This window comes from Lapidilactobacillus mulanensis, from assembly GCF_003946215.1.
In the GTDB taxonomy this organism is placed as follows: domain Bacteria; phylum Bacillota; class Bacilli; order Lactobacillales; family Lactobacillaceae; genus Lapidilactobacillus; species Lapidilactobacillus mulanensis.
This window is the reverse complement of sequence record NZ_RHOW01000100.1, coordinates 1-1,524: the sequence shown is the minus strand read 5'-3', so window position 1 is coordinate 1,524 and position 1,524 is coordinate 1. Positions and strand designations below refer to the sequence as shown.

Genomic DNA, 1,524 nt, shown 5'->3' with positions numbered 1-1,524 from the left:
TGAAGTGCTTCATAATTGTTAGACAAACAGTCTAATGATTGTGAGGCACTTTTTGTATGGTCAAATATAATCCCGAGTTAAAAGCACAAGTCGTCGGTCAATTTCTTAATGACAAAATGAGCGTTGTTGAACTTGCTCAGAAGTACCGTGTACCTAAACGTCAGATTCAGTATTGGATTCAGCGGTATCGCTTAGGCGGCATCGAAACGCTAAAGCGAAAGGCAAATAAGCGAAATTTTTCTACTGATTTCAAACTAAGTGTGATAGACTACTACCAAACTCATGATGAGTCTTTAGCTGCTGTCGCCACAAAGTATGATATTTTAGCCTGCCAAATTAGTGTTTGGCGAACTGGATTTAATCGTGATGGCGTTGAAGCTTTACGGTCTCATCAAAAAGGTAGGCCAGCCAAAGTGAAACGGAAGAAGAAATCAACATCATCTCCAGAAAAACAAAACGAAGTTGAACGACTGCGTGCAGAGCTCATTCAAAAAAATAAAGAGTTATACGAAACAAGGTTAGAAAATGATATTCTAAAAAAATCAATGGCTCTGTTCGGACCTTCAAAGGACGACGCAAAACACAAATAGTTGATCAGATCAGAGCTGACCAAGCTAAGCTTCCAAAGCCTGAACGTTATAAAATCGGAGATATCCTTAAGGCCATTGGCCTTAAGAAAGCAACTTATCATGACGAGCGTAAACGAATTAGTAATCGTGATGACAAGTATGCAAGTGTAAAAGAGAAAATTATTGAAATCACGAATAGTGGGAAATATCGAGGACGTTTAACCTATGGTTATCGCCGTGTTCAGACTGAACTGGTCAAATTGAATATTCATCTAGCAGATACCGTTGTTCGTCATTTAATGAGTGAATTAAACGTTCAAGTCAACCTATATAACCGACATAAGAATGGAAAATATTCGTCGTATAAAGGTACTGTTGGTAAAGTTGCAGCTAATATTTTAAACCAGGATTTCAGTAAAACCAACCCATATGAGGCGCTTCATACCGACGTGACTCAAGTTCGTTTAGGAAACAATGAATGGGCTTATATCTCGGTTATCACCGATGAAGCAAGTAAAGAAGTTCTCGCATTTCAAATTAGTGACAGTCCAAATCGCCAATTAATTATGAATACCCTTGATGAATTGATCATTAAACTCCCCAAGCATGTTAAACCAATTGTTCATTCGGACCAAGGTTGGCAATATCAGCTCAACTATTATACGCAAAAGCTTGCAGATAATGACTTTATTCAAAGTATGTCTAGGAAGGGCAATTGTCATGACAATGCGCCCGTTGAAAGTTTCTTCCACATTTACAAGACAGAATGTTTGAGTGGACTTCCACCATGCCAAGATCTTGAGGAACTAAGTCATATTTCAAAAGACTATATAGATTGGTTTAATCATCACCGAATTTCTACGAAAACAAAAGGTATGTCCCCTTGTGAATACCGAGAACATACCTTAGCTGCGTAAAACTATTTATTTTTGTCTAACTTTTATGTTGCACTTCA

General features: G+C 37.8%; 2 protein-coding genes. Both read left to right on the top strand.

Annotated features, from left to right (window positions below):
* Positions 1-56: 56 nt before the first annotated feature.
* On the top strand, positions 57-590 hold the full coding sequence (locus tag EKM67_RS10665; RefSeq protein ID WP_125578953.1) for a helix-turn-helix domain-containing protein: 534 nt from the start codon (positions 57-59) through the stop codon (positions 588-590).
* The gene (locus EKM67_RS10660) at positions 542-1,486 is read left to right on the top strand and encodes an IS3 family transposase (protein ID WP_225417384.1); all 945 of its coding nucleotides are present in this window, start codon (positions 542-544) and stop codon (positions 1,484-1,486) included. Before EKM67_RS10665 ends, EKM67_RS10660 begins: the two co-directional genes overlap by 49 nt.
* Positions 1,487-1,524: the final 38 nt, after the last annotated feature.